24 protein-coding genes are annotated in these 22,608 nt (G+C 72.4%); 18 read left to right on the top strand and 6 right to left on the bottom strand.

Annotated features, from left to right (window positions below; all coding sequences use genetic code 11):
• The first annotated feature begins 28 nt into the window (after nucleotides 1-28).
• A complete protein-coding gene (locus FB467_RS03260) occupies nucleotides 29-277 on the top strand; it encodes a DivIVA domain-containing protein (RefSeq protein ID WP_141786443.1) in 249 nt (82 codons plus the stop codon).
• Nucleotides 278-341: 64 nt separating this feature from the next.
• Here FB467_RS03260 and FB467_RS03255 read toward each other — a convergent pair whose 3' ends face one another.
• On the bottom strand, nucleotides 342-1,361 hold the full coding sequence (locus tag FB467_RS03255; protein ID WP_141783824.1) for a DUF1648 domain-containing protein: 1,020 nt from the start codon (nucleotides 1,359-1,361) through the stop codon (nucleotides 342-344).
• Nucleotides 1,358-1,711, bottom strand: a complete 354-nt coding sequence (locus FB467_RS03250) for a GntR family transcriptional regulator (RefSeq protein WP_141783823.1) — start codon at nucleotides 1,709-1,711, stop codon at nucleotides 1,358-1,360. The genes FB467_RS03255 and FB467_RS03250 overlap by 4 nt, the downstream gene beginning before the upstream one ends.
• A 275-nt stretch (nucleotides 1,712-1,986) precedes the next feature.
• Here FB467_RS03250 and FB467_RS03245 point away from each other — a divergent pair, with 275 nt between their 5' ends.
• From FB467_RS03245 to FB467_RS03175, 15 genes are all read left to right on the top strand, one after another.
• Entirely contained in the window at nucleotides 1,987-2,556 is a 570-nt protein-coding gene (locus FB467_RS03245; RefSeq protein ID WP_141783822.1) for a mycothiol transferase, read from the top strand.
• 16 nt (nucleotides 2,557-2,572) lie between these two features.
• Entirely contained in the window at nucleotides 2,573-3,589 is a 1,017-nt protein-coding gene (gene galE / locus FB467_RS03240; RefSeq protein WP_141783821.1) for a UDP-glucose 4-epimerase GalE, read from the top strand.
• A 40-nt stretch (nucleotides 3,590-3,629) separates the two neighbouring features.
• A complete protein-coding gene (locus tag FB467_RS03235; RefSeq protein ID WP_141783820.1) occupies nucleotides 3,630-4,085 on the top strand; it encodes a BlaI/MecI/CopY family transcriptional regulator in 456 nt (151 codons plus the stop codon).
• A gap of 8 nt (nucleotides 4,086-4,093) precedes the next feature.
• Complete coding sequence (locus tag FB467_RS03230) at nucleotides 4,094-4,996, top strand: M56 family metallopeptidase (RefSeq protein ID WP_141783819.1); 903 nt, start codon at nucleotides 4,094-4,096, stop codon at nucleotides 4,994-4,996.
• Nucleotides 4,997-5,118: 122 nt separating this feature from the next.
• A complete protein-coding gene (locus FB467_RS03225; protein WP_141783818.1) occupies nucleotides 5,119-6,561 on the top strand; it encodes a cytochrome ubiquinol oxidase subunit I in 1,443 nt (480 codons plus the stop codon).
• A 26-nt stretch (nucleotides 6,562-6,587) separates the two neighbouring features.
• The gene (cydB, locus tag FB467_RS03220; RefSeq protein WP_141783817.1) at nucleotides 6,588-7,655 is read left to right on the top strand and encodes a cytochrome d ubiquinol oxidase subunit II; all 1,068 of its coding nucleotides are present in this window, start codon (nucleotides 6,588-6,590) and stop codon (nucleotides 7,653-7,655) included.
• A complete protein-coding gene (cydD, locus tag FB467_RS03215; RefSeq protein WP_141783816.1) occupies nucleotides 7,655-11,113 on the top strand; it encodes a thiol reductant ABC exporter subunit CydD in 3,459 nt (1,152 codons plus the stop codon). Before cydB ends, cydD begins: the two co-directional genes overlap by 1 nt.
• A 47-nt stretch (nucleotides 11,114-11,160) precedes the next feature.
• A complete protein-coding gene (locus tag FB467_RS03210; protein ID WP_228393346.1) occupies nucleotides 11,161-11,886 on the top strand; it encodes an AAA family ATPase in 726 nt (241 codons plus the stop codon).
• Between the two features lie 117 nt (nucleotides 11,887-12,003).
• On the top strand, nucleotides 12,004-12,339 hold the full coding sequence (locus FB467_RS03205) for a hypothetical protein (RefSeq protein ID WP_141783815.1): 336 nt from the start codon (nucleotides 12,004-12,006) through the stop codon (nucleotides 12,337-12,339).
• Nucleotides 12,340-12,392: 53 nt separating this feature from the next.
• Complete coding sequence (purB, locus tag FB467_RS03200; protein ID WP_141783814.1) at nucleotides 12,393-13,826, top strand: adenylosuccinate lyase; 1,434 nt, start codon at nucleotides 12,393-12,395, stop codon at nucleotides 13,824-13,826.
• Complete coding sequence (locus tag FB467_RS03195; RefSeq protein ID WP_141783813.1) at nucleotides 13,823-14,398, top strand: barstar family protein; 576 nt, start codon at nucleotides 13,823-13,825, stop codon at nucleotides 14,396-14,398. The genes purB and FB467_RS03195 overlap by 4 nt, the downstream gene beginning before the upstream one ends.
• A complete protein-coding gene (locus tag FB467_RS03190; protein ID WP_228393345.1) occupies nucleotides 14,395-14,943 on the top strand; it encodes a ribonuclease domain-containing protein in 549 nt (182 codons plus the stop codon). Before FB467_RS03195 ends, FB467_RS03190 begins: the two co-directional genes overlap by 4 nt.
• 139 nt (nucleotides 14,944-15,082) lie before the next feature.
• On the top strand, nucleotides 15,083-15,364 hold the full coding sequence (locus tag FB467_RS03185; RefSeq protein WP_141786440.1) for a metal-sensitive transcriptional regulator: 282 nt from the start codon (nucleotides 15,083-15,085) through the stop codon (nucleotides 15,362-15,364).
• A gap of 67 nt (nucleotides 15,365-15,431) precedes the next feature.
• Nucleotides 15,432-15,659, top strand: coding sequence for a heavy-metal-associated domain-containing protein (locus FB467_RS03180; protein WP_141783812.1), 228 nt, complete (start codon nucleotides 15,432-15,434; stop codon nucleotides 15,657-15,659).
• 48 nt (nucleotides 15,660-15,707) lie between these two features.
• A complete protein-coding gene (locus FB467_RS03175; protein ID WP_141783811.1) occupies nucleotides 15,708-18,014 on the top strand; it encodes a heavy metal translocating P-type ATPase in 2,307 nt (768 codons plus the stop codon).
• A gap of 27 nt (nucleotides 18,015-18,041) precedes the next feature.
• On the opposite strand, the gene FB467_RS03170 is transcribed toward FB467_RS03175, so the two are convergent.
• From FB467_RS03170 to FB467_RS18395, 4 genes are read right to left on the bottom strand one after another with little or no spacing between them, the layout of a single operon-like run.
• A complete protein-coding gene (locus FB467_RS03170; protein WP_141783810.1) occupies nucleotides 18,042-18,674 on the bottom strand; it encodes a VOC family protein in 633 nt (210 codons plus the stop codon).
• A gap of 58 nt (nucleotides 18,675-18,732) precedes the next feature.
• Nucleotides 18,733-19,539 (bottom strand): TrmH family RNA methyltransferase, encoded by an 807-nt coding sequence (locus tag FB467_RS03165; RefSeq protein ID WP_141783809.1) that lies wholly within the window; start codon nucleotides 19,537-19,539, stop codon nucleotides 18,733-18,735.
• A gap of 23 nt (nucleotides 19,540-19,562) precedes the next feature.
• The gene (locus tag FB467_RS18400) at nucleotides 19,563-19,724 is read right to left on the bottom strand and encodes a hypothetical protein (RefSeq protein WP_153390294.1); all 162 of its coding nucleotides are present in this window, start codon (nucleotides 19,722-19,724) and stop codon (nucleotides 19,563-19,565) included.
• Nucleotides 19,725-19,754: 30 nt separating this feature from the next.
• Nucleotides 19,755-19,916 carry a hypothetical protein gene (locus FB467_RS18395; RefSeq protein WP_153390291.1) on the bottom strand — a complete coding sequence of 54 codons (162 nt, stop codon included), beginning with the start codon at nucleotides 19,914-19,916 and terminating at the stop codon, nucleotides 19,755-19,757.
• Nucleotides 19,917-20,319: 403 nt separating this feature from the next.
• On the opposite strand from FB467_RS18395, the gene FB467_RS03160 reads away from it, so the two are divergent.
• On the top strand, nucleotides 20,320-21,168 hold the full coding sequence (locus FB467_RS03160) for a nitrilase-related carbon-nitrogen hydrolase (protein WP_141783808.1): 849 nt from the start codon (nucleotides 20,320-20,322) through the stop codon (nucleotides 21,166-21,168).
• 10 nt (nucleotides 21,169-21,178) lie between these two features.
• Nucleotides 21,179-22,600 carry a dihydropyrimidinase gene (gene hydA, locus FB467_RS03155; RefSeq protein WP_141783807.1) on the top strand — a complete coding sequence of 474 codons (1,422 nt, stop codon included), beginning with the start codon at nucleotides 21,179-21,181 and terminating at the stop codon, nucleotides 22,598-22,600.
• Nucleotides 22,601-22,608 lie beyond the last annotated feature (8 nt).

The raw sequence follows: 22,608 nt of genomic DNA, 5'->3' as shown, positions 1-22,608 counted from the left end.
TTCTCGCGCTCGGTGGCATGATCGAGTCATGACCGATTTCTCCACCGAGGACGGGGACGAGCAGACACGGCCGCAGTTCACCGTCTCCCGGCTGCGCCGAGGCTACTCGGCAGCCGAGGTCGATGAGTTCCTCGACAGCATCGCGGCGGCGGTCCGCCAGGGACAGCCGGTGCCCAACGTCCTCGAAGCCCGTTTCAACGTGTGCTTCGGGGGTTATGACCAGCAGGAGGTCGACATCTTCCTGGACGACCTGTACGGGGAGCTCTCCAGCGTCTGAGTAGCATCCCGCCGACGGGGCAGGCGGACGGATCCACACCCGGAAACCGGGGGCCGGCGAGGCCTCAGCCCGCGCCGTGCCGCCCCCGGGCGACCAGGGTGTTGAGCACCGCCGCGGCATCCTCCGGGTCGCTCACCGACACCACCACGTCGGGTCGCCCGTGACGGTGGATCCGCAGCGCTGGCCCGTCCGCGAGCACCAGGCCACGGCTCCCGTCGCGGCCCAGCCGCCAGCCCCATCCGCCGTACTCCCGCAGCGGCCGGACCGCGTCCGGTCCTGCTGAGGTGACGTCCTCGCGGGGCACCCGCAGCAGGGTGACCGCCCCGACCGAGCGCACCCGGACGCCCCGCTCGTCGACCACGAGCGTGCTGGTGGTCAGGACCAGCACCAGGACCAGCAGGAGCACCGGGACGATCCACAGCCACGGGTCCAGGGTCAGGGCGAGGTAGACGGTGGGCGCGAGGCCGGCCAGCACGACGATCGCCACGGCGAGCCGCTGCACCGGCAGCGGCCCCACCCAGGACAGGCGGGCCCCCTCCGGCAGCAGCTCCGGGTCGGCCCCCGGGGCCACGGTTTGGTCCGCCGCACCCGCTGGCGCGGAGAGTCCAGGGGAGGCCGGCGCCGTGAGCCGGCTGACGGCATACCCGATGGCCAGCCCGAGCACGACCGCGACCGCGATCGCCAGGCCCGGCGTCGGTGCCCCGGCGGCATCCGGGTGGCCGAGCTGGGTGAGCAGCGAGCCGTAGCCGACGACCGCGACGAAGACGCCGGTGCCGGCCGCCACGCCGGCGAGCAGGTGCCGTGCGGACGGGTGCTGGAGCTGTTGCACCCCCACCATGAGCGCAGTCACCCCCAGGGTGAGGGCCCCGGTCAGCCAGAGTGACCCGGTCACGCTCGCGAAGCCGTCCGCCCCGTCCGGGCCCCAGTGGATCGCGACCGGGTCGGGCAGGTCCGGGCGGGCGAGGAGCACGGCGACGGTGCCCGCCGCGACCACGCCGAGGGCGATCAGGGTCGTGACGAGCCACGGCGCGCTGCGTCGGCCTCGGCCTCGGCCGGATGTCGGGATGGGTGAGGCAGTCGTCATCTGGGTTCCTCCTCGATCAGGCGGGCCAGGTCCGCTGCGGAGAGCCCGAGCCGGGCACCTTCCACACGCAGCTGGCCCACGAGTTCGCTCAGCCTGGCCAGGCCGGCGGGTTGGTCCGCGGTCACCACGGCGCCGCGACCCCTGCGCAGCTCGATCAGACCCTCGTCCCGCAACTGCTGGTAGGCCCGCAGCACGGTGTGCAGGTTGATGTCCAGCGAGGCCGCCACGAGCTTGGCCGACGGCAACCGGTCGCCACGGTCGAGTCGCCCGGCCACCATCTCGGCGCGCACCGAGGACGCCACCTGCTCGTAGAGCGGTGCCGCGGCTGAGGGGTCGACCTGCCAACGCATAGTTCTATTATTACTAGAACTTTGCGAGTGCGCAAAGGCAGGCGTCGCCCGCTCGCGCGTTCGGTCGAGGTGGAGGGCCGACCGCTCGCGCGTCTGGTGGGAGGGCTGGACCGCCCGCTCACGCGTCTGGTGGGCGTGGAGGGCCGCCACCTCAGGCGTCCGGTCGGGTGGGGGCCGGGAGGTTGCGGAAGTGGATCGTCCGGAACCGGGCCTACGCTCGGTGGGGTGCGGCGACCGACCGGTGCCGCACGGCGAACGAGAGCCGGGAGGCACGCATGTCCGAGACCCCGTGGGAGCCGCCGTTCGACGGCACCGAGACCGAGCACCTGGTCGGCGCCCTGGACCGGCAGCGGGCCACCTTCCGGTGGAAGGCCGACGGGTTGGACCGCGCGGGCCTGAGCGCCCGGATCGGTGCGTCCGACCTCACCATCGGGGGCCTGCTCAAGCACCTGGCCTTCGTCGAGGACCACGTGTCCACGGTGCGGCTCGACGGCAGCCACCCGCTCGGGCCCTGGGACCCGGCGAACTGGGAGAAGGACGAGGACTGGGAGTTCACCTCGGCCGGCGAGGACTCCCCGGAGCAGCTGTATGCGCTCTACGACTCCTGCGTGGCCCGGGCCCGTGACCGGGTCGGGGCCGCCCTCGCCCACGGCGGGCTGGACCAGCACGTGGCACTGACGGGGCCGGAGGACGAGCCGGCCAGCCTGCGCCGCCTGCTGTGCGACCTGCTGGAGGAATACGGCCGGCACACCGGGCACGCGGACCTGCTCCGGGAGGCCGTGGACGGCAGGGTCGGTGAGGACCCGCCCGCGGGCTGGCGGCCCGAGGTCACCGCCGCGCCCTGACCGGCATACTGGGCGCATGCACGTCCTCGTCACCGGCGGAGCCGGATACATCGGGTCGCACACCGTCCTCGCGCTGCTCGCGGCCGGGCACCGGGTGACCGTGGTCGACGACTTCAGCAACGCCAAGCCGGCCGTCGTCGGGCGGCTCGAGGAGCTCAGCGGCCAGCACGTGCCGGTGCACGCCTTCGACCTCGCCGAGGCCGACAAGCTCGCGGCGCTGTTCGCCCAGGAGGGCTTCGAGGCGGTGGTGCACTTCGCCGGGTTCAAGGCCGTCGGGGAGTCGGTCGCGCAGCCGCTGGGCTACTACCGCAACAACCTGGGCGGCACCCTGTCCCTGCTCACCGCGATGCAGGGCGCCGGGGTGCGCCGGATCGTCTTCTCCTCCTCGGCGACCGTCTACGGCCCGGACGCGCCGGTGCCGATGACCGAGGACCTGCCGACCTCGGCGACCAACCCGTACGGCTGGACCAAGGTGATGATCGAGCAGGTGCTGCGGGACCTGGCCGTCGCCGACCCGACCTGGCGGATCGCGTTGCTCCGCTACTTCAACCCGGTCGGCGCGCACCCGTCCGGCCGGATCGGCGAGGACCCGGCCGACGTGCCCAACAACCTGATGCCGTTCGTCGCGCAGGTCGCGGTCGGCCGGCGGGAGCGCCTGTCGGTCTTCGGCGATGACTACGACACGGTCGACGGCACCGGGGTGCGCGACTACATCCACGTGGAGGACCTGGCCGCCGGGCACCTCGCGGCGCTGGAGTGGATCAGCGGCCACGACCGGGCGCTGTCCACCTGGAACCTGGGGACCGGACGTGGCACCAGCGTGCTCGAGCTGGTCGCCGCGTTCGAGCGGGCCAGCAGCCGGCCGGTGCCGTATGACGTGGTCGCGCGACGGCCGGGGGACATCGCCGCCTCGTATGCCGACCCCTCCCTGGCCGAGGCAGAGCTCGGCTGGCGCGCCGCGCGCTCGGTCGACGACATGTGCACCGACACCTGGCGCTGGCAGTCGGCCAACCCCGAGGGTTACCCCGGCTGACCGGGTCGGTCCGCCGCGTACCAGGGCGTAACCTGAGGTCATGGCCACACGCAGCACCTCCCTGGGCGACCTGGAGCGCGCCGTCATGGACGTCCTCTGGGCGAGCCCGCGCGACCAGACGGTGCGCGAGGTCCACACGTCCCTGGGTGAGACGCGCGACCTGGCCTACACGACCGTGATGACCGTCCTCGACCGGTTGGCCCGCAAGGGGCTGACCCGGCGGGTGCGGGAGGGCCGCGTGTGGCGCTACCAGCCGGCCGCCACCCGGGAGGAGCTGACCGCCGCCTCGATGCGCGAGTCCTTCGAGGCGCTCGGTGCCACCGACCGCCGGGCGGCCCTGATGCACTTCCTCGGCGAGGCCGACGAGACCGAGATCGCCGACCTGAGGTCCGCCCTGGCCGAGGTCGAGCGCCGGCACCCGGAGGAGGCCGCCGCCGGGTCGCGCGCCACACGGATGTTCCGGCGTCCCGACCCCGCACCAGGCACCGGCGGCTGACGCGCCCCGTGTCCGCGCTGCTGCTGGCCGTCCTGGCGGTGGTCCTCGCCGGACCCGGACCCCGGCTGATGGCCCGGTTCGCCCGGTTCCGCCGGGTCCCCGGCCCCGCCCTGCTGGCCTGGCAGGCCGTGGGGCTGTCCGCCGTCGTGGCGGCCCTCCTGGTCGGGCCGGCGGTGCTGGCCAGCGCAGCGGGGGGTGAGGGGTCGGACGGCGACCGCCTCGCGGCCCACCCGCTGCTGCTGACCGTCTGCCTCGGCGCGTCCGGGCTGGTGCTGGCCCTGGTCCTGCTCTCGGGACACCGGGTCGGCACCGGCCTGCGGACGCTGCGCCAGCGGCACCGGGAGCTCGTCGACCTGCTCGCCGAGCCCGCGGCCGTGGTGGTGGCCGGGAGGACGACCCCCCGGCGCGACCGGATCCGGGTGCTCTCCGACGGCCGGCCCACGGCATACTGCCTGCCCGGCCCCCACCACCGGCTCGTGGTGAGCCGGAGCGCACTGGAGGCCCTCACCGAGGAGGAGCTCGACGCGGTGCTCGAGCACGAGCGAGCACACCTGCGGGCACGGCACGACCTGGTGCTCGAGTTCTTCTCGGTGCTGCACCACACGGTCCCGGCGGCCGTGCGGTGTCCCGCCGCGATGGCCGAGGTCTCGTTGCTGGTGGAGGCGCTCGCGGACCGCGCGGCGCTGCGCACCGCCGGTGCCCGCCCCCTGGCCCGGGCCCTGGTCGCGATGGCCGGTGGCCGGCCCCCGGAGGCGGCTCTCGGGGCCGGCGGACCGGCCGGTCAGGTGCGCACCCGGCTGGCGCTGATCGCCGCGGCGGCCGAGCCGGTTCCGGTCCTCACGGCCGTCGTGCTCGGCTTCGCGGCCGTCGTCACGGCGACCCCCTGGGCCCTCTTCGCGTGGGCCTTCTGACAGCACCCGGCTCTCCGCGATCCCCCAGTCCGGCAGCCCGTCACGGGCACTCTCCCACCGGTGTAGTCTCTACTACTACAAGTAGTAACTACACGCAGTAGTACACGCCGGAGGGAGCGCCCGTGGAGGCCCTGGAACTCGCCCGTTGGCAGTTCGGCATCACGACCGTCTACCACTACTTCTTCGTCCCGATCACCATCGGGCTCTCGCTGATGGTGGCGATCATGCAGTCCATCTGGCTGCGCGGACGCAATCCCGAGTGGCTCAGGCTGGCCAAGTTCTTCGGCAAGCTGTTCACCATCAACTTCGCCCTCGGGCTGGCCACCGGCATCGTGCAGGAGTTCCAGTTCGGGATGAACTGGTCGGACTACTCCCGGTTCGTCGGCGACATCTTCGGCGCCCCCCTGGCGATCGAGGCGCTGCTCGCCTTCTTCCTGGAGTCGACCTTCCTCGGGCTGTGGATCTTCGGGTGGGGCCGGATCCCGGAGAAGCTGCACTGCGCCTGCATCTGGCTGGTGCACATCGGGACGGTGCTGTCGGCATACTTCATCCTCAGCGCCAACTCCTTCATGCAGCACCCGGTGGGCTATGTGAACAACCCGGAGACCGGTCGCGCCGAGCTGGTCGACTTCTGGGCGGTGCTGACCAACAAGGTGCAGCTGGTCACCTTCCCGCACGTGATCGCCGCGGCCCTGATGACCGGCGGCGCCTTCGTGCTGGCGATCGCGCTGTGGCACGTCTGGCGGGCGCGGACCCCCGCCGACGACAAGCCGATGTATCGCAAGGCCGCCCGGATGGGCGCGATCACGGTCCTGATCGCCGGCCTCGGCGTCACCGTCAGCGGCGACATCCAGGGCAAGATCATGACCGAGGTGCAGCCGATGAAGATGGCGGCGGCCGAGGCGCTCTACGACACCGTGCCGGAGGGTCAGGGCGCGCCGTTCTCGATCATCACCGTGGGCAGCCTGGACGGCACCACGGAGCACTGGGCGGTTACCGTCCCCAAGCTGCTGTCCTACCTGGCCACCGGCACCTTCGAGGGCGAGGTGCACGGCATCAACGACCTGCAGGAGGAGTACACCCTCACCTACGCGGGGTCGGAGCTGACCGAGGTGGAGGACTACCGCCCCGTCATCCCGGTCACCTACTGGAGCTTCCGGGCCATGGTCGGCCTGGGCATCGCCGGAATGGCGGTGGCGGCCGCCGCCCTGTGGGCGCTGCGCGGCGACCGCCCGCTGACGCACCGCGGGTGGTACTGGGCGTCGGTCTCGGTGCTCTTCCTCCCACTGTTCGCCAACTCCTTCGGCTGGATCTTCACCGAGATGGGCCGCCAACCGTGGGTGGTGTTCGGCCTGATGACCACCCAGACCGCGGTGAGCCCCGGCGTGAGCACCGGTGAGGTGCTGACCTCGATGGCCGTGTTCACCCTGCTCTACGGGGTGCTCGCCGTCGTGGAGGTCGGGCTCACCCTGCGCTACGCCCGTGCCGGCGCGGATCCCTACGACGGTGCCTCCCTCGACCCCGCGGACCGGGACGAGGACCAGGCCTTCGTCTTCAGCTACTGAGCCCACGGCATACAGGAGTCGTCACCATGGAACTGTCCACCGTCTGGTTCATCCTCATCGCGGTCCTGTGGACCGGGTACTTCGTGCTCGAGGGCTTCGACTTCGGGGTCGGCAGCCTCTTCCCGGTGCTCGGCCGCGGCGACGAGCAGCTCGACGGCAACACCCGCAAGCGGGTGATGCTGTCCACCATCGGGCCGGTCTGGGACGGCAACGAGGTCTGGCTGCTCACCGCCGGCGGCGCCACCTTCGCGGCCTTCCCGCACTGGTACGCCACGCTGTTCTCCGGGTTCTACCTGCCGCTGCTGATCATCCTGGTGGCGCTCATCCTGCGGGCGGTCGGCATCGACTACCGCGGCAAGGTGGACGACCCGGTGTGGCGTCGGCGGTGGGACGCGGCCATCGTGTTCGGCTCCGTCGTGCCGGCGTTCCTGTGGGGTGTGGCGTTCACCAACATCGTGCGCGGCGTGCCGATCGACGCGGACATGGAGTTCACCGGCAACGTGTTCACCCTGCTCAACCCGGTCGCGCTGCTGGGCGGGCTGGTGACGCTCACCCTGTTCGCCACCCACGGGGCGATGTTCCTGGCGCTGAAGACCGACGGCCCGATCCGGCACGAGGCGCGCGCCCTCGCCATACGGATCGGCCTGGGTGCCGCCGTGCTCGCGGTGCTGTGGCTGGCCATCGTGCACGCGGGCACCGGCAATGCCGCGTCGTGGGTGCTGGCCGGACTGGCCGCGGGCACCTTCCTCGCCGCCCTGGGGCTGGCCCGCGCCGGCCGCGAGGGCTGGGCCTTCGCCGGGACCTTCGGCACGATCGCGCTGGCCGTGGTCTCGCTGTTCGTCGCGCTCTTCCCCGACGTCATGCCGAGCACCACCGATCCGGCCTTCTCGCTCACCGCCGCGAACGCCGCCAGCACCGGCTACACGCTCACCGTGATGACCTGGGTGGCCGTGGCGTTCACCCCGATCGTGCTGCTCTACCAGGGGTGGACCTACTGGGTGTTCCGTAAGCGGGTCAGCGGCCACCACATCCCGATCGACGCGGCGGTCCCCGCGGACTCCGACCTCGGGGCGCCGGCGGGGCCCGGGCGCTGATGCGGCCCTTCGACCCGGCCCTGCTCCGGGCGGTCCCGGCCGCGCGGCGACCGGTCGCCGCCCTCGGCGCGCTCGGCACGGCGGGCGGGTTGCTGGCGGTCGGTCAGGCCCTGCTGGTGGCCTGGCTGGTCACCGCGGTCGCGACCGGCGGACCGCTGCGGGTCCCGGCGCTGGCCCTGCTCGGCGTCGTCCTCGCGCGCGGCCTGCTCGCCGCCCTGGCCGAGCGCGTCACCGCCTCCGCCGGGCAACGGGTCTCCGCCGCCGTCCGCCGCCAGTTGCTGCGCCGCTGGCTGACCGTGCCCGAGGAGCTCCGGCCGGCGCCCGAGGTCGCGCTGACCCGCGCCACCGAGGGGGCGGGGTCGCTCGAGCCGTATGTCGGCCGCTACCTCCCCGCGCTCGTCACCGCCGCGGTGGTGCCGGTGCTCGCCGTGGTCACCCTCGCCGTCGTGGACGTCTGGAGCGCGCTCGTCGTCGTGCTCACCCTGCCGCTGATGCCGCTCTTCGCCGCCCTCATCGGCAAGCACACCCAGGACGAGACCGAGAAACGGTGGGCCGCCCTGACCACCCTGTCGGGACACTTCCTCGACGTCGTCAGGGGCCTGCCGACCCTGGTCAACTACGGGCGGGCCGAGCACCAGGCCGGCATCGTCGCCGAGGTCGGCGAGCGCCACCGCCGGGCCACGGTGCGGACGCTGCGCACGGCCTTCCTGAGCACCGCGGCGCTGGAGCTGCTGGCCACCATCTCGGTCGCCATGGTCGCCGTCGGCGTCGGCCTGCGGCTGGCCGTGGGCTGGGTCGACCTCCAGGTCGCACTCACCGCGATCCTGCTCGCCCCGGAGGCGTACTGGCCGGTCCGCCGGGTCGGCGCCGAGTTCCACAATGCCGCAGACGGGGCGGCGGCGCTCGAGGCGATGGGGGACGACCTCGGCGGGTTCGCGGCGAGCGGGGCGGGTGATCCGAGGGATGACGCGCCTGCTGGAGACGGGGGGCGTGCGGTGGCTGCCGGGTGTGCAGTAGTTGGCTGGAGGCACGTCGTGCCGGGCGCTCCGGTCTCGGTCGAGGGTGTGCGGTTTGCCCACCCCGGCCGGGCGGCCGTGCTGGACGGCCTCAGCCTCCACACCCCGGTCGGCCCCGGACTGACCGCGCTGACCGGCGCGTCGGGTGCCGGCAAGAGCACGCTGCTCGACGTCCTGGCGGGCCTGCACCTGCCCGGCACCGGCTCCGTCACGGTCCCCGGGGACGTCCACTACGCCCGGCAACGACCCCTGCTCGTGCCGGGCACGGTCCGGGACAACCTGCTGCTGGCGGCACCGAACGTCACGGACGGGGAGACCGTCTTCGCGCTCACGGCGGTGGGGCTGTGGCCCGCTCTCGCTGCCAGGGAGGGTCTGGACACCGTGCTGGGCGACGACGGCTTCGGGTTGTCGGCCGGACAGCGGGCCAGGCTGTCCCTCGCCCGGGCCCGGTTGGCCAGCGCCCCGGTGCTGCTGTTGGACGAACCCACCGCGCACGTCGCGGCCCGGGACAAGCCGCGGCTGCACGAGGTGATCCTGGAACTCGCCGAGCACCGCCGGGTCGTCGTGGCCACCCATGACACGGCCCTCGCGGGCATGGCGCACGACCACTGGTCGCTGCTCCCGTCGGCCGAGGGGGACCACGAGGCCGCCCGACCAGACGTCCGGACAGGGATGGAGACCGCCCGATCGGACGTCCGGACAGGGGTGGAGGCCGCCCGATCGGACGTCCGGACAGGGATGGAGACCGCCCGATCGGACGTCCGGTCGGGGAGGAGGGTGCTGTGGGCGGGGCTGCTGGGCGGGCTGTCGACCGGGTGCGGGGTGGCGCTGACGGCGGCGTCCGGCTGGCTGATCGTGCAGGCCTCGTTCCAGCCGGTGATCCTGACCCTGCTGGTGGCGATCGTGGGGGTGCGGGCGTTCGGGATCGGGCGACCGTTGCTCCGCTACGCCGAGCGGGTGGTCTCGCACGACATCGCGCTGGCCGACCTCGCCTGGCGGCGCAGCCGCGCGTACGACCGGCTGATCCCGTTGACGCCGGCCCGGCTCGGGCGCCGGTCGCGGGCCGACGTGCTGACCGCCGTGGTGCAGGACCTGGACGACGTGGCCGACCGCACCGTGCGGGTCACCGTGCCGCTGCTCGCGGCCGCCTTCGCCTCGGGCCTCGCGGTACTCGTCCTCCTCTTCGTGCTCCCGACGGCGGCTCCGGTGCTGGCCCTGGGCACGCTCGCGGCCTTTGCCGTCGGCCGCCTGGGCCAGCGGCTGGAGGCAGCGGCGCACCGCGCCCTCGTAACGGCCCGTGGCCGGGTACACGCGGAGGCGACGGCCGTGGCTGGCCAGCTGTCCGCATACCGGGCGGTCGTGGCCGACCCCGGCACCGCCCTCACCCCGCTGGACAGCGCGACCACCGCACAGGCGGCCGCGGTCCGTCGTGCGGCGAGCGCGCGGGCGGTGGCGACCGGTCTGGCCTGGCTGGTGCTCGGGGCAACCGCCACGACGGTGGCCTGGCAGGCCGGGACGGCCTTTGCCGCCGGGACGCTGAGCGCGCCCTTCGCCGCTCTTGTCGCGCTGACCCCGCTCGCGCTGGCCGACACCTGGACGGGGCTACCGGAGGTGTTCGGCGCCCGGGCCAGGGCCGCCGCGGCCGCCACACGCCTCGAGGACGTGCTGGCCCAGGAACCCGCCGTCGTCGACCCCCGGCCCGCCGCGTCCGCAGACAGCAGCGCCACCGCTCCCGCGGCGCGCCCCCGGCATACGGCTGTCTCCGCGGAACTGTCGGGCGTCACCGCGCGCTGGGCAGAGGAGGGCCCGATCGACCTGGCAGCGCTGGACCTGTGCGCCGCCCCCGGGTCGCGGGTGCTGCTCACCGGGCCGAACGGGGCCGGCAAGTCCACGGCGCTGGCCGTGCTCGCCCGGCACCTGGATGCGTTGTCGGGCAGCTACCGCCAGGACGGGACCGAGGTCAACGCGCTGCCGCTGGCGCACACCCGGTCCACCCTCGCCGTGGTCGACGACGAGCCGCACGTCTTCGCGGGGACGGTGCGGGCCAACCTCCTCCTCGCCCGCCCGGACGCCACCGACGAGGAGGTATGCCGGGCCCTGGCCGCCGCGGGCCTGCGCGGGTGGCTCGACGCGCACCGGGGCGGTCTCGACGCGACCCTGACCGGGCTGAGCGGTGGGGAGCGGACCAGGCTCGCGATCGCCCGGGCCATCCTCTCGGACCGACCAGTGCTGCTGCTCGACGAGCCGACCGCGCACCTCGACCGGCCGACGGCCCGCTCGGTGCTGCACGACCTGGTGACGAGCGCACCCGACCGGGCGGTCGTGATGGTCTCCCACGAGCCGGTCCTCGTGCTGTCCCCGGACACGACCTGGGACGTCCTCCAGCTCGAGCGCCCCGACGCCCCCGGCCCCGTCGCGGAGCACCGGGCACTGGTCGGCTGAGGAGGTCCCTTCCCGTCTCCGTCGGCCCCGGCGCCTACCCTCGGTCCATGGCAGCGGACTGGATGACGCCCCTCCCGGTCCGGCGGGTAGTGCGCGCCTCCGACTCCACCCTGGCCACCACCGCCTGGCCGGCGACGCTGGCGCCGGTGGCCTACGTGCTCGAACGCGGACTGGACCTCGGGCCGGCGACCGTGCTGGTCGGGGAGAACGGCACCGGCAAGTCCACCCTCGTCGAGGCGATCGCCATCGCCTACGGCCTTTCGCCCGAGGGTGGGTCCACCGGTGCGATGCACAGCACGCGGCGCACCGAGTCGGACCTGGCCGGGCACCTGTCCCTGGTGCGGGGTGCCGGAGCCAGCCGGTGGGGCTACTTCCTGCGGGCCGAGACGATGCACGGGCTGTTCAGCTACCTGCAGGACACCCTGCACGAGGACTTCCACCGGTTCAGCCACGGCGAGGCGTTCCTGGCGATGATCACCTCCCGGCGGTTCGACGGGGACGGCTTCTTCGTGCTGGACGAGCCGGAGTCCGGGCTGTCCTTCACCGGGCAGCTGACCCTGCTCGGGGCGCTGTCCTCGATGCTGGCCGCCGGCCGGACCCAGGTGCTGCTGGCCACCCACTCCCCCGTCCTGGCCAGCCTGCCCGGCGCACGGCTGCTGGAGCTGGACGAGGACGGCATCCACGAGCGGGCGTGGGCGGCCCTGCCGGTGGTCGACCACTACCGGCGATTCCTGGACTCACCCGAGCGCTACCTGCGCCACCTGGTCGACTGACGGCATACCCTCCGCCGCGTCCGGGGCGGCAGCGGGGCACCCGACGCACCGCTCTCACCCGGTGGCGCGCCGGGCCGCGCGCTAGCGTGGTCGGACACGCAACCGAGGAAGGTCCGCATGGAACCCTGGATGTGGTGGCTGATCGCCGCCGTCGTGCTCATCGTCATCGCCGCCGTGCTCCTGGCCCAACAGGCCAAGGCCCGGCGCGAGGCACAGGAGCGGGCACGCCGCGCCGCCGGACGACTCCGCGAGGAAGCCTCCGCGGGCGAGTCGACCGCCGAGGAACGGGAGGCGCAGGCCCGCAGGGCCCAGCGGGAGGCCGAGGAGGCCCGGGCCGAGGCGGACCGTCTGGAGGAGCGGGCCAGGGCCGCCACCGGGGAGGCGCGCACCCACCGGGACGCGGTCACCGAGACCTACCAGAAGGCCGACGAGATCGACCCGGACGCCAGGTAGCACCCGGAGGGTTCACCGACCGGTCACCGGTCCCCGGATGGGACAATCGCCCCATGGGATCCCTCGCTGACATCACGCCCCCCATCGCGCTCGGGGCATTGGACGGCCGCTACCGCGGCGCGGTTGCCCCGCTCGTGGACCACCTGTCCGAGGCCGCGCTGAACCGGCAGCGCCTGCACGTGGAGATCGAGTGGTTGATCCACCTGACGACCCGCGGGGTAGTCCCGGGAGCGGGGTCGCTGGACGAGGCGGAGCAGCAGCGGCTCCGGGGCCTGGTGGGGGCGTTCGACGCCGACGCCATTGCCGAGCTGGCGGCGATCGAGGCCGAGACGGTGCACGACGTCAAGGCGATCGAATACTTCCTCAAGCGCCGCCTCGGTGACACGCTGGACGACCGCGGCGATCTGTCCGAGTTGGTGCACTTCGCCTGCACCTCCGAGGACATCAACAACCTCTCCTATGCGCTGATGGTGCGCGGCGCCGTCGAGCAGGTCTGGCTCCCCCGCGCGACCGGCCTGGTCGACCAGGTGAGCCAGATGGCACGCCAACTCCACGACATACCGCTGTTGGCGCACACCCACGGACAGCCGGCGACCCCGACCACGATGGGCAAGGAACTGGCGGTCCTCGCCCACCGGCTGCGGCGCCAGCTGCGGCGGGTCGAGGGCGCGGAGTACCTCGGCAAGCTCAACGGCGCGACCGGCACCTACGGCGCGCACCTGGCTGCCGTGCCGGGTGCCGACTGGCAGACGATCAGCCGCGAGTTCGTCACCGGTCTGGGACTGACCTGGAATCCGTTGACCACCCAGATCGAGAGCCACGACTGGCAGGCCGAGCTGTATGCCGACCTGGCGCGGTTCAACCGGGTGCTGCACAACCTGTGCACCGACGTCTGGACCTATATCTCGATGGGCTACTTCGCCCAGGTGCGCGGACAGGGCACGGTCGGCTCCTCGACGATGCCGCACAAGGTCAACCCGATCCGGTTCGAGAACGCCGAGGCCAACCTCGAGGTCGCCAACGCGCTGCTCGACGTGCTCGCCTCCACGCTGGTCACCAGCCGGTTGCAGCGCGACCTCACCGACTCCTCGATGCAGCGCAACATCGGCACCGCGCTCGGCCACTCCGTCCTCGCCCTCGACAACGTATGCCGCGGGCTGGCCGGCCTGGACGCCGTCCCCGAGGCGATGGCCGCCGACCTGGAGGGCAACTGGGAAGTGCTCGCCGAGCCGGTGCAGTCCGCAATGCGGGCGCTCGCCGCGGCGGGGGTGGCCGGGATGGACAACCCCTACGAGCGGCTCAAGGAACTGACCCGCGGCCGGCGGATCACCGGGGAAGACCTGCGCGAGTTCGTGCGCGGCCTCGGGCTGCCCGCCGATGTGGAGGAGCGGCTGGCCGCGATGACCCCCCAGTCCTACGTGGGGCTGGCGCCCGAGCTGGTCGGGCACCTGGGCCAGCCGTCGTCGGATCAGGAGGCGACGACGTGAACCCGACCTCCCGGGTCCTGGTCTCCCAGGTGCTCCCGAGCCTCACCGGACACGGCGTGCTGCTGGCCAGCCCGCAGGACGTCGACCGGGTCCGCGACGGACTCTCCGCCGCCGGGTTCACCCTCGCCGAGATCCATGCCCCCGACTGGGGTGGGCGTGCCGTGGACACCCTGGACTCCGACAAGCCGGCGACCTCGCTCCGGGAGGCCCAGGCCGCCATCGCCCGGACGTTGCGGCTGCCCGACGGGGCCGCGCACAACCTGGACGCCCTGGTCGACAGCCTGCGGGACCTGGCCCTCTGGTGGCCGGAGGACACCCGGATCGCCCTGCTCTGGCACGGCGCCGACGCCCTGGTCGACTCCGACCTGCCCGGATACCTGGAGCTGACCGACATCCTCCGCTCGGCGACGGACGACCTGTGGCGCGGCGGAGACGACGGCGACCGACTGTTCGAGACCGTCGCCTTCGTCGACCGGCACGGGGTGCGCACGCTGCCCCGCGTCGACGACACGTCCGATCCCGACCACGCCGGCGCCGACCAGACCGGCCCCGGGGAGGTGGCCGGACCGTGACGGACCAGCCCCGCAGCGGGAAGCGCCGCAACCCGATCCTGGTGATGATCGCCCTCGGCATCATCGCCCTGCTGACCTGGTGGCTCGGACCCGATGCACCGGACTCCGGCGACGCCGGGGGCGGGAGCAGCCAGCCCACGAGCTCGCCCAGCATCACCTTCCAGGACCCGGACGAGACGGGTTCGTCCACCGGTGAGGACGACGCGTCCGGGACGCCCGTCGACCCCGGGACTCCGACCGATCCCGGGAACGGCGTCCCCGCATGTACGGACCCGCTGCCCGCGGAGGCCGAGGACGTCATCGACGACATCGCCGCGGGCGGACCGTTCGACTACCCGCGCAACGACGGCGTGACCTTCGAGAACCGCGAGGACCTGCTCCCGGACGAGGCGAACGGCTACTACCGGGAGTACACGGTCGAGACGCCGGGCAGCCCCGACCGCGGGGCGCGGCGGATCGTGACCGGCGGCGAACCGCCGACCGACCCCGAGTACTGGTACTTCACCCAGGACCACTACGACAGCTTCTGCGCGTTCGCCCCCTGACCGCCCCGTCGCCGAGCGCACGGGTTGTGGCCAGAAATCCGGCCGGAAGCGTGCATAACTGGTCCACTCGGCGCCTCCGGGTCCCGTGAGATCCGGTCCCGCACGGAATACCCATAGGGGGTATAGTGTTGGTATGGCTGTGAATGGGTACACCGGCACCAAGGACGACTACCTCAAGCGACTCGCGCGGATCGAGGGACAGATCCGCGGGATCGCCAAGATGGTCGAGAACGACACCTACTGCATCGACGTGCTGACCCAGGTCAGCGCCGCCACCAAGGCGTTGCAGGCGGTGAGCCTCGGACTGTTGGAGGACCACATCGGCCACTGCGTCGTGGACGCGGCGCGCGAGTCGGACCAGGCCGCGGACGCCAAGGTGGCCGAAGCCTCTGCCGCAATCGCCCGGCTGGTGCGCAGCTGACCGAGCCAACCCCACAGCCGAGGCCGGCACCCGCCGGCCGAGCCGGCACCACCCGAGAGGAAGCACCATGAGCGCCCAGATCCAGACCACCAAGATCGTCGTCAGCGGCATGACCTGCGAGCACTGCGTCGCCTCCGTCACCGAGGAGCTCCAGGAGATCGAGGCCGTGCGCGAGGTCCGCGTCGACCTGAACGCCGGGGGCGACTCCGACGTCTTCGTCAAGAGCGCCGGCCCGCTGAACCTGGAGGCGGCCCGCGCGGCCGTCGCCGAGGCGGGCTACACCGCCTCCGTCTGAGCCAGGCACCACCCGCACCACTCGCAGCACCGACCCACCGAGGATCTGATGTCCACTTCCCCTTCGAGCACGTCCGCAGCCAGCCCGTCGACGCCCGGTGCCGCGGTCGACCTGTCCATCACCGGGATGACCTGTGCCTCCTGCTCGGCCCGCATCGAGCGCAAGCTCAACAAGCTGGACGGGGTGGAGGCCAGCGTCAACCTGGCCACCGAGAAGGCCCGGATCCGGTATGCCGACCCGGTCACCGTGGACACGCTGATCGCCACCGTGAAGGCCGCCGGCTACGGCGCCGCACCGGTCCGGGAGCGGACCGCCGCGACCTCCGCGCAGGGGGCTGACGACGACCACGACCACGGCGCGGGTGCGCAGCACGGGCACGGGGACGGCGCTCACGAGGAGCACCAGGGCGGGGCGCACGACCACGACCTGGTCGGCGAGCGTTCGCTGCGGATGCGCGCGGTGACCGCGACGGCACTGGCTGCCGTGGTCATGGTGCTGGCGATGGTCCACCCGGTCAGCCACGCGCTCGGGTCGGCCGGCCCGTGGCTGCAGCTGCTGCTGACCACGCCGGTGTACCTGTGGGCGGCGTGGCCGTTCCACCGGGCCGCCGCGATCAACGCCCGCCACGGCGCCTCGACGATGGACACCCTGGTCTCGATCGGGATCACCGCCGCCTACGGGTGGTCCCTGGTCGCGGTGATCACCGGGTTCACCGAGCACCTGTACTTCGAGACCGCCGCGGTCGTCACCGCCTTCCTGCTGATCGGCCGCTACATAGAGGCCCGCTCCAAGTCACGCGGCAAGTCCGCGCTGACCACGCTGCTCAGCCTGGGCGCGAAGGACGTCGCGGTCCTGCACACGGATCCGGCCAGCGGCGCGTGGACCGAGGAGCGCCTCCCGGTCGACGCCCTGCGACCGGGTGACCGGTTCGTCGTGCGCCCCGGGGAGAAGGTGGCCACCGACGGCAACGTGGTCGACGGGTCGAGCGCGGTCGACGCCTCGATGGTGACCGGTGAGTCGATGCCGGTCGAGGTGGGCGTCGGCGACGAGGTCGTGGGCGCCACCATCAACGGCCAGGGCCGCCTGGTCGTGGAAGCCACCCGCGTGGGCGCGGAGACCGTGCTCGCCCGGATCACCCGCCTGGTGGAGGACGCGCAGACCGGCAAGGCCCCGGTGCAGCGCCTGGCCGACCGGGTCTCGGCGGTCTTCGTCCCCGCCGTCCTGGTGGTGGCCGCCGTCACCTTCCTGCTGTGGCTGCTGACCGGCCACTCGGTGACCGAGGCCCTCGAGCCCACCGTGGCCGTGCTCATCATCGCCTGCCCGTGCGCCCTGGGCCTGGCCACGCCCACCGCGCTCCTCACCGGCACCGGACGCGGCGCCCAGCTCGGCGTGCTCATCAAGGGCCCGGAGATCCTGGAGAGCACCCGCACCGTCGACACGGTGGTGCTGGACAAGACCGGCACCCTCACCGCGGGCGAACCCCAGCTGCAGACGGTCACCACCACCGGCCGCCTTCCCGAGCTGGCGGCGCTCAAGGCCGCGGCGGGCGTGGAGGCCGGCAGCGAGCACCCCATCGCCCGCGCCATCGTCGAGGGTGCGGAGCAGCGGGGCGTCGAGGTCCCCCGGGCCCACGGGTTCGAGAACCTCCCGGGGCGCGGCGCACGGGCCTCGATCAAGGGGATGCCGGTGACGGTGGGCAAGCCCGAGCTGTTCTCCACGGTCCCCCAGGAGCTGGCCGAGGCGGTCGCCTCGGCCACCGGCACCACGGTGCTGGTGGGCTGGGAGGGCACCGCGCGGGCCGCGATCACGGTCGCCGACCAGGCCCGTCCGAGCAGCAAGCGGGCGGTGCGCGAGCTCGCCGACCTCGGCCTCACGGCATACCTGCTCACCGGTGACAACGAGTACACCGCCCGCGCCGTCGCCCAGGAGGTCGGGATCGACCCGTCCCGGGTGCGCGCCAACGTGCTGCCCGAGGACAAGCACGCCGAGGTCGCCCGGCTCCAGGCTGAGGGCAGGGTCGTGGCGATGGTCGGCGACGGGATCAACGACGCCGCTGCCCTCGCGCAGGCCGACCTCGGGATGGCGATGGGCGCCGGGACCGACGCCGCCATGGAGTCGGCCGACATCGTGCTGATGCGCTCGGACGTGCGCAGCGTCGGCACCGCCATCGGGCTGTCCCGGGAGACCCTGAAGATCATCAAGCAGAACCTGGGCTGGGCCTTCGGTTACAACACCGCGGCGATCCCGCTGGCGGCGTTCGGCCTGCTCAACCCGATGATCGCCGGGGGCGCGATGGCGCTGTCCAGTGTCCTGGTGGTGCTCAACAGCCTGCGGCTACGCGGCTACGGTCGCTGACCCCCCGTGCGCCGCGGCGCCGGCCGCTCAGAGGGTGACCTGGTCCCCGTCGACCTCGAAGGTGACGGCGTCGAGGGCCGGTTCCCCGCCGTGGAACCCGAACTCGATCGCCTTCTCGAACTCACCCGGCCGGTCCAGGCCGAGCCAGTCCCGGATCCGGGAAGGGTCGCCGTTGATCTGCAGCGCGGTGAGCCGCACGCCGCTCTCGTCCAGGGTCGAGGGGTGGTGCTCCATGCTGTCCCAGTGCACGAAGAACGGCAGTTGCGGGTCGGCCAGCAGGCCCTTGATGCCGACCTGGCGCCAGGTGAGGTCGATCCCCTCGGGGGTGTGCCGGTGCCCCTCGACGGCCTTGCGGCCCAGCTTCTCCTCGAACCGGGTCAGGTCGTCCACGGCCACGACCCACGCCATCCAGCCGCCCCCCTTCTCCGAGCGGGCCCGCACCGCCTGCCCGAACGGTGCCTTGTCGGCCGCGGGGTGGTCCAGGACCTCCACCACCTCCAGGTAGCGGGAGTCCGCCAGGGGGAGGATCATGTTGCGCGTCCCGAACCTGGGGTGCAGCCCGCCGTCCCGTGGGGTGACCCCCAGCCGTTGCGCCAACCGATCGGCCGTCGCCCTCATCCCATCTGACTCTGCGGCATAACAAACATGGTCGATGCGCATACCGGTCATCGTGACACAGCGCACAGTCCGCGCCCCAACCAGGGTGACCTGCCGGGGGTCACCGGTGCCGCTGGCGCACGGCCTCGTAGAGCAGGATCGCCGCCGAGGTCGCGACGTTGAGCGAGTTGGCGCGCCCCACCATCGGGATCCGCACCCGGTAGGTGGCGGCGGCGAGCAGCTCGGGCGACAGCCCGTACTTCTCCGCGCCGACCGCGATCGCGACGGGCCCGGTGTAGTCCACCTCGGTGTGCTCGACGTCGGTGTCGGGCGTGGCCGCCACGAGGGGTATGCCGTCCCGCACCAACCGCTCCAGGGTCGCCCGGGTGCTGTCGCTGACCACCGGGATGGTGAACACGGTGCCCTTGCTGGCCCGGACCACGTTGGGGTTGCCCCAGTCGGTCACCGGGTCGGCCGCGATGACGGCGTCCACCCCCGCGGCGTCCGCGGTGCGCAGCATCGCGCCCAGGTTGCCGGGCTTCTCCACGCCCTCGCAGACCAGCACCAGCGGGTCGGCGGCGAGCGCCAGGTCGGCGGTGGTCCGGGTGACCGTGGGCACGACCGCGAGGAACCCGTCCGGGCCCTCCCGGTAGGCGACCTTCTCGAAGGCCGCCCGCCCGAGCCGGACGGTCTCGGCCCCACCCTCTGCGGCCTGCCCGACCACCTCCAGCTGGCTGTCGGGGTCGGCCATCAGGTCCGGGCAGTAGTACACGGTCGTGGGCACCAGGCCGGCGTCGAGGGCGAGTGAGAGCTCCTCGAAGCCCTCCAGCAGGGTGCGCCCCTCCGCCTCCCGGACCCGGCGGCGGCGCAGCCCGGTCAGACCCTTCAGCCGGGGGTTCGCCGGGGAGGTGATCAGCAGGTCGTTCATGTCTGGCACAGCATCCCAGATGCCTATGGGCGTGGGAGGGCCACCTCGTCCATCGGGCGGTTGCAGAAGAGGACCCCGAACCCGCACCCCAGCTCCTCGTTCAGGAAGATGCTGGCCGAGGTGACCACCACCCAGTCGTCGCCGGCGCCCGGCACGTCGGCCGCCGGGTCCAGGGGGTGCTCCACCACCAGTTCGGTCGGCTCACCTAAGCGGGATCAGGGCCGCAGGGTCTCCAGGGAGGGCGCCTCACCGCACTCGCTGCCACCCGCACCGGCAGGGACCACCCGGGTGGTCACCAACCCGACGTCGTCGGTGGCTGGCGGGAACAGGTGGGGGCAGTCCTGCGGCGTCTTCCCCGACAGGCCGTGCCGCTCCACGACCTGCGCCGCATCCCCGACCCGGTAGTAGTCGGCGAAGCTCCAGTGGCAGAGCTGGTCGTAGCGGTGGGCGAACCACCCCGACTCCCGGGAGACGATGCTGCACCGGTAGCCGGCCGCCCGGTGCTTCCGGTGCGACGCCGAGGTCCCGCGTCAGCGCGGCCACCGACCAACCCGACGACCAGGGCCACCCCCAGCACCACCACCACGAGGAGTCCTCGTCGCACCCGCCGCCACATGGCCCGCATCGTAGGACCGCGCCGCGCCCGGTCGCACCTCTTACCCTCCGCGCGACGCTCCGCTAGGTTGGGACTTGTCCCTGTGTGCCGACCGTCACGCGACCGACACACTGCGGAAACACAGCGGAGCGAGACTCCCGTCAGTGCCGACGAACTGGAGAGACATGGCCACCGTGAGGGCAGCAATAACCCAGACCACCTGGACCGGGGACAAGGACTCGATGCTGGACAAGCACGAGCAGTTCGCCCGGGACGCCGCAGCAGAGGGAGCGCAGGTCATCTGCTTCCAGGAACTCTTCTACGGCCCGTACTTCGGGATCACCCAGGACAAGAAGTACTACCGGTATGCCGAACCGGCCGACGGTCCGATCGTGCAGCGGTTCGCGGCGCTGGCCAAGGAGCTGGGTCTGGTCTCGATCCTGCCGATCTACGAGGAGCAGCAGACCGGCATCTACTACAACACCGCGGTGGTGGTGGACGCCGACGGCACGGTGCTGGGCAAGTACCGCAAGCACCACATCCCGCACGTGGAGAAGTTCTGGGAGAAGTTCTACTTCCGCCCGGGCAACCTGGGCTACCCGGTGTTCGACACCGCGGTGGGCAAGGTCGGGACCTACATCTGCTACGACCGACACTTCCCCGAGGGCTGGCGGGAGCTGGGGCTGGCCGGGGCGCACATGGTGTTCAACCCCAACGCCACCAAGCCCGGGCTGTCCAACCGGCTCTGGGAGATCGAGGGCCCCGCGGCCGCCGTGGCCAACGGCTACTTCGTGCTGCAGCCCAACCGGGTCGGGTCCGAGGACAACGAGTACGGCGACGAGGCGGTGAACTTCTACGGCACCAGCCAGGTGATCGACCCCCGCGGCAACTTCGTCGGCGACCTCGGGTCGGGCGACTCCGAGGAGGTGCTGATCCGCGACCTGGACCTGGACATGGTGCAGCAGATGCGTGACGACTGGCAGTTCTACCGGGACCGCCGCCCGGACTCCTACACCCAGATCACCCAGCCGTGAGGAGCGTGCGATGACCACCACATACATCAAGGGCGGCACCGTCGTCTCCTCCACCGGCCGCACCGAGGCCGACGTCCTCGTCGACGGCGAGAAGGTCGTCGCGGTGCTGGCCCCCGGGTCCGCGCTGCTCGGTCACGACCTCGCGGCCGGCGCCGACACGGTGATCGACGCGACCGGCAAGTACGTCATCCCCGGCGGGATCGACGCACACACCCACATGCAGATGCCGTTCGGCGGCACCGAGGCCTCCGACACCTTCGAGACCGGCACCCGCGCAGCCGCCTGGGGTGGGACGACCACGATCATCGACTTCGCCATCCAGCGGTACGGCGAACGGGTCGAGGAGGGCCTGGCCGCCTGGCACGACAAGGCCGGCGGCAACTGCGCGATCGACTACGGCTTCCACCAGATCATCGGCGGCGTCGACGAGTTCTCGCTGAAGGCGATGGAGACCCTGGTCGACGAGGGCGTCAGCAGCTACAAGCTGTTCATGGCCTACCCCGGCGTCTTCTACAGCGACGACGCGCAGATCCTGCAGGCGATGCAGAAGGCGGCCGACCTGGGCCTGCTGACGATGATGCACGCCGAGAACGGCCCGGCCATCGACGTGCTGGCCGAGCAGCTGTACAACCAGGGCAAGACCGACCCCTACTACCACGGGATCGCCCGCGCCTGGCAGATGGAGGAGGAGGCCACGCACCGCGCGATCATGCTGGCCGACGTCACCAACGCTCCCCTGTATGTCGTGCACGTGTCCGCCAAGCAGGCGGTGGAGCAGCTCGCCGCGGCCCGCGGGCGTGGCAAGAACGTCTTCGCCGAGACCTGCCCGCAGTACCTCTACCTGTCGCTGGAGGAGCAGCTCGGCGCGCCAGGCTTCGAGGGGGCCAAGTGGGTCTGCTCGACGCCGTTGCGCTCGCGCGAGGAGGGCCACCAGGACGCCATGTGGCAGGGGTTGCGGACCAACGACCTGCAGATGGTCTCCACCGACCACTGCCCGTTCTGCATGAAGGACCAGAAGGAGCTGGGCATCGGCGACTTCCGGGCCATCCCCAACGGCATCGGCTCGGTGGAGCACCGGATGAACCTGATGTACCAGGGCGTGGTGACCGGCCAGATCAGCCTGGAGCGCTGGGTCGAGCTCACCTCGACCACGCCTGCCCGGATGTTCGGCCTCTACGGCACCAAGGGCGTCATCGCCCCCGGGGCCGACGCCGACATCGTGGTGTACGACCCGAACGGGCACACCTCGATCGGTCTGGAGAAGACCCACCACATGAACATGGACTACGCCGCCTGGGAGGGCTTCGAGATCGACGGCCACGTCGACACGGTGCTCTCCCGCGGACGGGTCCTGGTGGACGGTGGGGAGTACCACGGGTCGACCGGACACGGGCGCTACCTCAAGCGCGGCCTCAGTCAGTACCTGGTCTGAGGGGCGGC

It is taken from the genome of Ornithinicoccus hortensis, from assembly GCF_006716185.1.
GTDB lineage: Bacteria > Actinomycetota > Actinomycetes > Actinomycetales > Dermatophilaceae > Ornithinicoccus > Ornithinicoccus hortensis.
This window is presented reverse-complemented; position numbering and strand designations above follow the sequence as displayed.

Excerpts from the sequence above, each read along its gene's own strand:
- FB467_RS03235 (WP_141783820.1), top strand. The coding sequence starts at position 3,630 with ATGGCCACACGCAGCACCTCCCTGGGCGACCTGGAGCGCGCCGTCATG.
- FB467_RS03160 (WP_141783808.1), top strand. The coding sequence starts at position 20,320 with ATGGCCACCGTGAGGGCAGCAATAACCCAGACCACCTGGACCGGGGAC.
- FB467_RS03260 (WP_141786443.1), top strand. The coding sequence starts at position 29 with ATGACCGATTTCTCCACCGAGGACGGGGACGAGCAGACACGGCCGCAG.
- hydA (WP_141783807.1), top strand. The coding sequence starts at position 21,179 with ATGACCACCACATACATCAAGGGCGGCACCGTCGTCTCCTCCACCGGC.
- purB (WP_141783814.1), top strand. The coding sequence starts at position 12,393 with ATGGGATCCCTCGCTGACATCACGCCCCCCATCGCGCTCGGGGCATTG.
- FB467_RS03250 (WP_141783823.1), bottom strand. The coding sequence starts at position 1,711 with ATGCGTTGGCAGGTCGACCCCTCAGCCGCGGCACCGCTCTACGAGCAG.
- cydD (WP_141783816.1), top strand. The coding sequence starts at position 7,655 with ATGCGGCCCTTCGACCCGGCCCTGCTCCGGGCGGTCCCGGCCGCGCGG.
- cydB (WP_141783817.1), top strand. The coding sequence starts at position 6,588 with ATGGAACTGTCCACCGTCTGGTTCATCCTCATCGCGGTCCTGTGGACC.
- FB467_RS03175 (WP_141783811.1), top strand. The coding sequence starts at position 15,708 with ATGTCCACTTCCCCTTCGAGCACGTCCGCAGCCAGCCCGTCGACGCCC.
- FB467_RS03165 (WP_141783809.1), bottom strand. The coding sequence starts at position 19,539 with ATGAACGACCTGCTGATCACCTCCCCGGCGAACCCCCGGCTGAAGGGT.
- FB467_RS03255 (WP_141783824.1), bottom strand. The coding sequence starts at position 1,361 with ATGACGACTGCCTCACCCATCCCGACATCCGGCCGAGGCCGAGGCCGA.
- FB467_RS03180 (WP_141783812.1), top strand. The coding sequence starts at position 15,432 with ATGAGCGCCCAGATCCAGACCACCAAGATCGTCGTCAGCGGCATGACC.
- FB467_RS03170 (WP_141783810.1), bottom strand. The coding sequence starts at position 18,674 with ATGCGCATCGACCATGTTTGTTATGCCGCAGAGTCAGATGGGATGAGG.
- galE (WP_141783821.1), top strand. The coding sequence starts at position 2,573 with ATGCACGTCCTCGTCACCGGCGGAGCCGGATACATCGGGTCGCACACC.
- FB467_RS03205 (WP_141783815.1), top strand. The coding sequence starts at position 12,004 with ATGGAACCCTGGATGTGGTGGCTGATCGCCGCCGTCGTGCTCATCGTC.
- FB467_RS03245 (WP_141783822.1), top strand. The coding sequence starts at position 1,987 with ATGTCCGAGACCCCGTGGGAGCCGCCGTTCGACGGCACCGAGACCGAG.
- FB467_RS03210 (WP_228393346.1), top strand. The coding sequence starts at position 11,161 with ATGGCAGCGGACTGGATGACGCCCCTCCCGGTCCGGCGGGTAGTGCGC.